Annotated in this window: 8 protein-coding genes and 1 riboswitch; of the genes, 3 read left to right on the top strand and 5 right to left on the bottom strand. The window is 31.6% G+C overall.

What is annotated here, in order from left to right:
- Positions 1-160 precede the first annotated feature (160 nt).
- The 4 genes from hslO to I6U51_RS18150 all read right to left on the bottom strand — a co-directional run bounded on the left by hslO (position 161) and on the right by I6U51_RS18150 (position 4,116).
- Positions 161-1,048, bottom strand: a complete 888-nt coding sequence (gene hslO / locus I6U51_RS18165) for an Hsp33 family molecular chaperone HslO (protein ID WP_211143991.1) — start codon at positions 1,046-1,048, stop codon at positions 161-163.
- An 87-nt stretch (positions 1,049-1,135) separates the two neighbouring features.
- On the bottom strand, positions 1,136-1,879 hold the full coding sequence (locus I6U51_RS18160; protein ID WP_211143990.1) for a class I SAM-dependent DNA methyltransferase: 744 nt from the start codon (positions 1,877-1,879) through the stop codon (positions 1,136-1,138).
- Positions 1,880-1,999: 120 nt separating this feature from the next.
- On the bottom strand, positions 2,000-2,263 hold the full coding sequence (locus tag I6U51_RS18155; RefSeq protein WP_178909733.1) for an alpha/beta-type small acid-soluble spore protein: 264 nt from the start codon (positions 2,261-2,263) through the stop codon (positions 2,000-2,002).
- Between the two features lie 152 nt (positions 2,264-2,415).
- A complete protein-coding gene (locus I6U51_RS18150) occupies positions 2,416-4,116 on the bottom strand; it encodes a peptide ABC transporter substrate-binding protein (protein ID WP_211143989.1) in 1,701 nt (566 codons plus the stop codon).
- A gap of 194 nt (positions 4,117-4,310) precedes the next feature.
- Positions 4,311-4,533, top strand: a riboswitch (Lysine riboswitch).
- A gap of 387 nt (positions 4,534-4,920) precedes the next feature.
- On the opposite strand from I6U51_RS18150, the gene I6U51_RS18145 reads away from it, so the two are divergent.
- The 3 genes from I6U51_RS18145 (at position 4,921) to dapB (ending at position 7,738) form a co-directional block, all read left to right on the top strand.
- The gene (locus I6U51_RS18145; RefSeq protein WP_211143988.1) at positions 4,921-5,916 is read left to right on the top strand and encodes an aspartate-semialdehyde dehydrogenase; all 996 of its coding nucleotides are present in this window, start codon (positions 4,921-4,923) and stop codon (positions 5,914-5,916) included.
- 63 nt (positions 5,917-5,979) lie between these two features.
- On the top strand, positions 5,980-6,861 hold the full coding sequence (gene dapA / locus I6U51_RS18140) for a 4-hydroxy-tetrahydrodipicolinate synthase (protein ID WP_211143987.1): 882 nt from the start codon (positions 5,980-5,982) through the stop codon (positions 6,859-6,861).
- 130 nt (positions 6,862-6,991) lie between these two features.
- Positions 6,992-7,738, top strand: a complete 747-nt coding sequence (gene dapB / locus I6U51_RS18135) for a 4-hydroxy-tetrahydrodipicolinate reductase (RefSeq protein ID WP_211143986.1) — start codon at positions 6,992-6,994, stop codon at positions 7,736-7,738.
- 54 nt (positions 7,739-7,792) lie between these two features.
- Here the strand turns inward: dapB and I6U51_RS18130 are convergent, their stop codons facing one another.
- Positions 7,793-9,037, bottom strand: coding sequence for a methylaspartate ammonia-lyase (locus I6U51_RS18130; RefSeq protein ID WP_211143985.1), 1,245 nt, complete (start codon positions 9,035-9,037; stop codon positions 7,793-7,795).
- Between the last annotated feature and the right edge of the window lie 230 nt (positions 9,038-9,267).

The raw sequence follows: 9,267 nt of genomic DNA, 5'->3' as shown, positions 1-9,267 counted from the left end.
GACTTATAATATAATTAAAGACTTTTCGTAACATAGTGGAGAAAAATCCTCCTTCACTGTCCTCTGTCCTCTGTCAATTGTCCTCTGATAAAAATTTTGCGTCGCATAATTTTTATAATACGTCGTATTATCTTACTTTACGAATTAAAGTTATATAGTTCTATTTTGCTTTAGCAAATTTAAGAAGTTCACCAATTTCCTCTGAAGTAAATCTATAGCTTTTATTACAGAAATGGCATTTTAATTCTTCTTCTTTTCCTTCATTGTACAAGTCTTGTAAATCTTTTTCTCCTATACTAATTAATGCTCTCTCAACTCTTTCTTTAGAACAATCGCATTTATATGAAGGTTCCATATCCTCTAATATCTTTAAATCCATATCATCAAATATGAAATTTAAGATTTCTTCTATATTCATCCCTTTACTTATCATTTCCGTTATAGAAGGTATTTCTTGAAGTCTATAGGTTATTATATCTGCAACTAATTCATTTGCTCCTGGCATCATTTGAATTATAAATCCACCAGCTGCACTTACACTTAAATCTTTATCTACAAGTACCCCTAATCCTACTGCAGATGGAGTTTGTTCTGAAACTGTAAAGTAATATGCTAAATCATCACCTATTTCACCTGTGTATATAGGTACCTGGCCAATATAAGGTTCTTTTAATCCCATATCTCTTATGATAAACAAATTACCATCTTTCCCTATAATTCCACTTACATCAAGCTTTCCTTTTTCATTTGGAGGCAAATCAGCCTGAGGATTGCCAATATACCCTTTTACATGTCCATCAGCATGAGATGTTACTACAACACCTTGAGCATCTCCTCCTCCAGAAATTTTCAAAGTTAAAGAATCGCTTTCTGACTTAAGCATAGCCCCCATAAGACTTCCTGCTGTAAGCATTCTTCCAAGTGCTGCAGCTGCTGTAGGAGCACAATTATGAACTTTAACACCTTCATTTACAAGGTTAGTTGTTATTGCCGCTATTATTCTAATATCACCATTTTGAGCTGTAGCTCTCACTATTTTATCTTTCATTTTTTTCCTCCTTTTAGTCGGAAACACGTGGTAATTTAACCCGTTTGCTCCCGCTCACAAATTGCTCGTTAAAGTCTATTTAGGATTTTAACCTGCTTTTTTCACCACATAAACTATTCTTTCTGTTATGTCCTCTATATCTCTATCCTCATAATTATTCATTTTCATAACTATTTCAAACCCTATTTCCTTTAAGATTGTTTCTATTTCTTCGCATCTATAAGCCCTTTCACTATGTTGCTCATCAAATCTTTTATACAGTTCTCCTTGCTTAACAAAAAAAGTAAGATACATGTCCACAATATCATCCTCAAGAGAGTTCTGCCAAATATAAGTAACATTCTCATCATCATAATTATAGACATTATTCCCTAGAACTTCTGTAAGTTTATAATATGAATTAATATCAAATATAAAAATGCCTTCATCCTTTAAATGATTTAAAACGCTTGAAAAGTATTCTTTTAAACTACTATCTTCTAATATATAGTTTGTAGAATCCAAGCAACAAGTTACTAAATCAAATTTTCTATTTAAGTTCAATTCAGTTATGTCTTGACAAACAAATTTGATATTATTTCTATTACCTCTTAATTTAGTCTCTGCTTCTGTAAGCATATCATAAGATAAGTCAACAGCCCAGGTATTATTAAATTCAGATACAATTTCTCCTGTAATATTTCCTGTACCACATGCAAGATCTAAATAATCTTTTCTATTTACCTTTAATTCATCGCATATCTTTAATATCTGACTTGCCCATTCCTTATAATTTATGTCACTATTTATAAGCTCATCATAAATATGAGCAAATTCTTTATAACATTCCATATTAATTTCCCCTCAAAGTTAATAAAATACACTTCTAAATTATCTACCAATTAATATTATATATTTTTAATACATAAGTCAATAATCTAGCTTATTAACATAAACTTATATATAGCTCTCTTATAATCCATATCTTTGCTCATTTAAAATAACTTCATTTTTAGGAATGTTTAACTCTTTTTTTCTCTTAGTCATTATGCCGCCTATTCTCCCTGTTTCCTCAGCAGTTAAACCGCTCCACCCATACTTATCTACCTTATCTTTTAGTCCTAACTCTTCTGCTATTTCATATTTTAATTTCTCCCTAAGCTTCTCTGCTTCCGTTAACTCTCTATGAGATTTTAATTTAGCTTTTATAACCTTTTTTAATGGTGTTTTTGTCATATTATACCACCCTCCCACTTTTCTGTTTATTATTTTTTACATTTAATAAGTTATTTATACGTCGTAATATTGGTTAAAAATAAAAATTGGCCAAATCTAATAAGGTGATGTTCTTAATGCATAAATATACATCATTAACATCACCTTTACCATTAATTATTTCTACCACTAGTATAAGCATATTTTAATTCAACATCTGGCCCGAATAACGGTGTCATTACACCTTTTACATATTTATATTTTAAGATTTGTCTATTCCTATATACAATAGGTGAAATTACTGCATCTTTTAATACAAGTATGCTTTCAGCCTCTTTTAAGGCTTCAAATCTCTCTTCATTTCCATTCACCTCAATACTACTTGTTTTTCCTACTAGTGAATCATATATAGGATTTGACCATCCAGTTGATATAATACCTGCGCTAGCGATCCATAGGTTTAATTCAGCAGAGGGGTCATTGTAATCCCCTGTCCAAACTATACTAGCCAGTTGATATTCACCTGAGTTTATTCTTTTTTGGAATACTGGATAATCAACATATTCTATTTTCAAATTTATTCCAAGATTTTTACAGTACATTTTTTGAAAGAATTCCGCTATATTTCTTTGATTTATATCTGACCCCGCTTGCAAATAACTTATTGTGATTTTACTTGTATCTGCCTCCATCCCCAGTTCTTTTAACCCTTCAATTAAAATTTTCTTAGCATCCGGATATTCCTTCTTTAACTCTTTTATTGGCTCAAAGTTAGCTTTTTCCCTAAAACCTTCCTCTCCTATCTGCACAGATGGCGGTACCCACCCATAAGCTGGAGCATATAGCCCCTTCCATAAATCTTTACTGATAGCCTCCCTATCTACAGCTAATGAGAAAGCTTTTCTGACCTTTGGGTTACTAAATATCTTATTATTTTGATTGTAAATTTCACAATTTATAGATGGTTCCTCTACTTTTAAAATATCAATTTCATCCTTCTTGTTAAGCTTATTGTTCCATTCTGGTGATACACCACCTGCCAGATCTAGCGAATCGTTTAGAAATTCTTTCATTATATCTGTGTCATTTTTTTCTATTTTCATTATTATTTTTTCAAGCTTAACAGATTTAGCATCCCAATATAAGTTATTTTTTATCAACTCTAGTTCTTTGTTATGAGTCCACTGCTTTATTAAAAATGGACCATTAAAAAGTAGTGTATTCACCTCAGTTCCATATTTATCTCCATACTTTTCTACAATATCCTTTCTTTGAGGCTGCATTATTTCATAGCTTGTTAACTTTAAAAAATATGCACAAGGTCTTTCTAGTGTAATTTCTAATGTTTTATCATCTAGCGCCCTTACCCCTAACTTGTTCCAGGATATATTGCTAGCCTTATATGCTTCCAAAACATTATATTCCTTAGCTCCTCTTATTGGATATAATAAAAATGCATTTTGTGATTTAATGGCTGGATCTAGCGTTCTCTTAATTCCATATTCATAATCCTTAGCTGTTACCTTCTTACCATCAGACCATTGATTATCTCTTAAGTAGAATGTCCATTTCAATTGATCTGGAGACACTTCCCATCTTTCAGCACCAGCAGGCTTGACTATATTTTTGCCATCCTTATCTTCCTCGACTCTTGTTAAGGATTCGTTAACCTCGAAGAGAATTTGAGATGAGTACCTATCAGTTGATTTAGATGGGTCTAAAATTTGTGGTTCATCTTTTAATATAATACTTATGTACTGTTCACTATCATTTTTATTTGACTCCGAATTGGTTTTAATTGTGCTTTTTCCACATCCCCATAAAGAAAAAATAGTAAGAACTATTATTATGAATTCAATCTTTTTGATCTTCAATAAATTACCTCCTTATGCTTTCAAGTTAGATCTTTATGGATTTTTTTACATATTATACATTATTGGTGGTTTACTAGGTTTTTATTCAAGTGATCTCTATAAAACTTCTAAAAATAGTCATATGTATGCATAAAAAAAACTTGAAATGTATAATTACGTATGTTAAACTAATTGTAATTTAATAACGATACTTGCCTTAGGGTAGAGGTGCTGTAATTAATAGTATTTATTTTTAGTCGGCAGACGCTAAGAAATAGAGAAAGGAATTATGGCCGAAGAAAATAATTCGGCGGAATTATTCTCTGGCTTTGCACATAATATGTGTAAGGTTGTCACTTAAGTTTTTGTTTTATACAATAACTTAGCTATACGATTTTTGTATGGTTTCATTTATGGAGGTGGAGAGCTACAAAGGTACACAGAGTTGCATTGTATTTTTTGTGCAGCAGAGGTGTTCCTTTGCTGCTTTTATTTTTCTAGAAATTATATACAATTAAGCAGGCATACAAAATCTGTGATTTTGATATGGTCGGTTAAGCAGCGAACCCAAATCTCTGATTTGGAGCGAGTCGCTTACTCAGCGAGTACTCATTCGACGATAGGAGAAGGAGTTTCATATAATATAATTAATTTAAAGCACTTTTTGCAATATATTAAGCAATTTTAGCAATAATTTATGCAAAAATTCAACATATAATATAATTAGCTGAGTGGAAACCTTTAAGCAGGCATACAAAATCTTAAGTTTTAATGTGCTTGAGATTTTGCAATAAACTATAAATAAAATTTTAGGGGGTATTTAAAATGAAATACAATGTAGCAGTAGTTGGCTGTACAGGCATGGTTGGAAGAAAATTTTTAGAGGTATTAGAAGAAAGAAATTTTCCAGTGGATAAAATTTATCTTTATGCATCTGCAAAATCTGCTGGAAAAGTGATAAAATTTAAAGATATAGATGTTATTGTTGAAGAACTAAAAGAAGCTAACATTAAAGATAAGAAGATAGATTTCGCACTATTTTCCGCTGGTGGAGATGTAAGTAAAGCCTTTGCTCCTATATTCGCTAAATATAACGTTACTGTTATAGATAATAGCAGTGCTTGGAGAATGGACCCTGAAGTTCCTCTAGTTGTACCTGAGGTAAATCCTGAGGATATCAAATGGAATAAAGGGATAATTGCAAATCCTAATTGCTCTACAATTCAAGCAGTAGTTGCACTAAAGCCTTTACATGATAAATATGGAATAGACAGAATAATATATTCAACTTACCAAGCTGTATCTGGTGCTGGAATGGGTGGTTATAATGACTTATTCGAAGGTTATAAAGGTACTGCACCAAAAAAATTCCCTTATGCTATAGCTGGTAATGTTATTCCTCACATAGATGTATTCATGGATAACGGATACACAAAAGAAGAAATGAAAATGATTAGCGAAACACAAAAAATATTACATGATGATAACTTAAAAATCACAGCTACTACAGTTAGAGTGCCTGTAGTTTATGGTCACAGCGAAAGCATCAATGTAGAATTAAAAAATCAATTTGAATTAAATGATGTATTTGAATTATATAGGAGCTCAAAAGGAGTAATCTTAAAAGACGATGTTCAAAATCTTGAATACCCAATGCCTATAGATGCTGCAGGTCGTGATGAAGTTTTTGTTGGAAGAATTAGAAGAGACTTTAGTACTGATAATGGCTTAAACTTATGGGTTGTAGCAGATAACATAAGAAAAGGAGCAGCTTCTAACGCTATTCAAATAGCCGAATATATAATTAGTGAAAATAAGTAATTTATATGAATCTAAAACATAAATTACTTATGTATATAAAAATATTTTAGATGAGGTGTTTGTATGAGTTTATTTAAAGGTTCCGGTGTTGCTATAGTAACTCCATTTAATGAAACAGGAGTAGATTTTAAAAAATTAGAAGAACTACTTGAATGGCACATTAAGTCAAGCACAGATGCTATAATAGTTTGTGGTACCACTGGCGAAGCATCTACAATGAGCGAACAAGAAAGAAAAGAAACAATAAAATTCACAGTAGACATAGTAAATAAAAGAATTCCTGTAATAGCTGGAACAGGAACAAACAATACTGCTGCATCAATAAACATGAGCAAATGGGCTGAAAGTATAGGTGTAGACGGACTTTTAGTAATAACTCCTTATTATAATAAAACTACACAAAAAGGTCTTGTAGAGCATTTTAAAGCTATAGCTACAAGTGTTAAGACTCCTATAATTGTTTATAATGTTCCTGGAAGAACAGGCATGAATATTACTCCAAAAACACTAAAAGAACTATGCCAATTCGATAATATAATTGCTGTTAAAGAAGCAAGTGGAAATATAAGCCAAATAGCTGAAATAAAAGCTTTATGCGGCGACAGACTTGATATATATTCTGGAAACGATGATCAAATAATCCCTATACTATCTTTAGGCGGTGTAGGTGTTATATCAGTACTTGCAAATATAATTCCTAAAGATACTCATGATATGTGCGAATTATATCTTGCTGGTAAAACTAAAGAGGCTTTAAAAATACAATTAGATTCTCTTGCTTTAACAAATTCTTTATTCATAGAAACAAATCCTATACCTGTTAAAACAGCTATGAATGTTTTAGGAATGAATGTTGGAAATTTAAGACTTCCATTATGCGATATGACTGATGCAAATCTAGAAGTTCTAAAGAAAGAATTAAAAAATTACGGGCTTTTAAAATAAAATTATAATCTTAAGCGTAGCATCATATAATATGAAGATAAACTTTATAGAATAAAGACATAATTCTCATATTATTTGATGCTATAATTTTAACACATTTTATTTTTAATTAATTACTAGGAGGTTTACAATGGTTAGAATTATACTAAGTGGATGTAACGGAAAGATGGGAAGGGTTATTTCAAATATAGTATCCAACTTCTCAGACTTAAGCATCGTAGCAGGTGTTGATAAAAGTAACCAACAAAATACTTATCCTGTATTTTCAAACATTGCTGATTGTACTATTGATGCAGATGTAATTGTTGACTTCTCAAGACCAGATGCATTAGATAGTCTTCTTAAATATGCTAAAGAAAAAAATGTAGGTATCATATTATGTACAACAGGTTTCAGTGATGAGCAAATTTTAAAAATCAAAGAAGCATCTAAAGAAATTCCTGTATTCCGTTCAGCAAATATGTCTATAGGAATTAATGTAGTAAATAAAGTTTTAAAAAGCATAAGTGCACTACTTTATAAAGACTTTGATATAGAAATAATAGAAAAGCACCATAATCAAAAAGTCGACTCACCAAGTGGGACTGCTCTTCTACTTGCAAATACAATAAAAGAATCACTACCTGAAGAAACTATATTTGTTCATGGAAGAGAAGGAATATCCAAAAGAAGCCCTAAGGAAATTGGAATACATGCGGTTAGGGGTGGAAGCATAGTTGGAGATCATGAAGTTATCTTTGCAGGACAAGGAGAAGTCATTGAAGTTAATCACTATGCGATTTCAAGAGAAGTATTCGCTGTAGGCGCTCTTAAAGCGTGTCAATTTATGTACGGCAAAGGAAAAGGCCTATATTCAATGGATGATGTAGTTAAATAAAAATACATGAAAAGGCAGCTTTTTAAAGCTGCCTTTTCTTAATTAATAACCTGCTTATTTATTTCTTCTATTTATTAATGCAAGTACTCTATTCATTTCATTGTTAACTATCATATAGCCTTCGTCTACACCCATTCCTGGTTTTGCAAGTACTTGTTTTGCTCCACAAGCCATACCTATGTTTGTTGTAACTTCAGCAGATCTATTAGTTTCGTTGCAAGTTCCTCCACAATAAGCTCCCATACCATGTTCTTTGCAGTACATTATAGCATCAGCTATATTGTTAACTCCTCCAAGATCTGGAGTTTTGATTTGAACCATATGTCCAGCTTTATTATCTGTAAAGAATTTAACATCCTCAACAGTATTGCACCATTCATCTGCAACTAATTCAACTTTTATTCCTCTGCTATCAATTTCAGCTCTTAAATCTCTCATTGCTTCCATTTGTTTTTGTCTATCTTCTACATCCATAGGTCCTTCAATTCTTAATTGGAATGGCTTAGCAACTTCTTCTAAAGTTCCTAAGTAATCAGCCATAACTTTTATGTTGCAGTCAAATGCAGCACCAATTGTTCCATAAACATCTATATGGAATATTGGATTATATTCTTCTGTTGTTCTTAATTGTAGCACTCTATCTCTTAACCATTTAACATAGTCTAATAACTTTTCACCTTTTAATCCAAGCTTTTCTTCTACGTTATTTATAAGTGCATGAGGCATTACATCTGCACCTTTTATGATCATTTTGTCTGAGTTATCATATCTATCATCACCAGATTGAGTGAATATTGGAACTCTTTTTATTTCAGCTTCTGGATTATATTCATTTCTTATAACTTCAGCCATAGTTATTTTTTGTGATTTTGCTACAGCATCAAGTATTGCTTGAGATATTCCATATCTTATAGCAGTGTGTAATCTATTGCCGTTAACTTTCATATTATCAAACTCTTCAGCAAGAGCTTTAAAGCTGTTTAATTCTCTTCCTATAAGCTTTGGTGCTATTTCATTTTCTATTACTGGTATAAAGTCTTTTGCTAAAAATAGTGGGTCTCTTCCGCCTGCTCCTGAATATTGAACAGCAGCGCAATCTCCATATGCTACTTGACCGTCTTCAAGCACTAACATAACAGATATAGCTTCTCCTGCCTGTCTTACATTAGTGAAGCCGTCTGTTACAGGCTCTCCTACATATGTAAATCCATCATGCTTTGCTCCTTTTTTTATTGCTCTTTGGTCATCAAAATAAAATCCAGTTTTTCCTTCTGCACAAATAACGTCAACTATTTTCATTTTTTACACCTGTCTTTCCAAATATTTTATTTTTGTATTTATCCAATGACTACCACTATTGCTTAAGATACTCCATATCTTATAGCAGTATGTAATTTATTTCCGTTAACTTTCATGTTATAAAATGATAATCATCGGATATTAATATCACTACTTTGCCTTTATTATTCTGGTCTTCCTATAAGAACACCCTTACCTACAGCAAATATATCATCTATTGTCATTTGGAA

The organism is Clostridium aciditolerans (genome assembly GCF_016316925.1).
Classification (GTDB): Bacteria; Bacillota; Clostridia; order Clostridiales; family Clostridiaceae; genus Clostridium_AM; species Clostridium_AM aciditolerans.
The sequence above is the reverse complement of the archived record's forward strand: the minus strand, read 5'-3'. Positions and strand labels throughout refer to the sequence as shown.

Coding starts and splice junctions, on each gene's coding strand:
- I6U51_RS18145 (WP_211143988.1), top strand. CDS start 4,921: ATGAAATACAATGTAGCAGTAGTTGGCTGTACAGGCATGGTTGGAAGA.
- I6U51_RS18160 (WP_211143990.1), bottom strand. CDS start 1,879: ATGGAATGTTATAAAGAATTTGCTCATATTTATGATGAGCTTATAAAT.
- dapA (WP_211143987.1), top strand. CDS start 5,980: ATGAGTTTATTTAAAGGTTCCGGTGTTGCTATAGTAACTCCATTTAAT.
- I6U51_RS18155 (WP_178909733.1), bottom strand. CDS start 2,263: ATGACAAAAACACCATTAAAAAAGGTTATAAAAGCTAAATTAAAATCT.
- dapB (WP_211143986.1), top strand. CDS start 6,992: ATGGTTAGAATTATACTAAGTGGATGTAACGGAAAGATGGGAAGGGTT.
- I6U51_RS18130 (WP_211143985.1), bottom strand. CDS start 9,037: ATGAAAATAGTTGACGTTATTTGTGCAGAAGGAAAAACTGGATTTTAT.
- hslO (WP_211143991.1), bottom strand. CDS start 1,048: ATGAAAGATAAAATAGTGAGAGCTACAGCTCAAAATGGTGATATTAGA.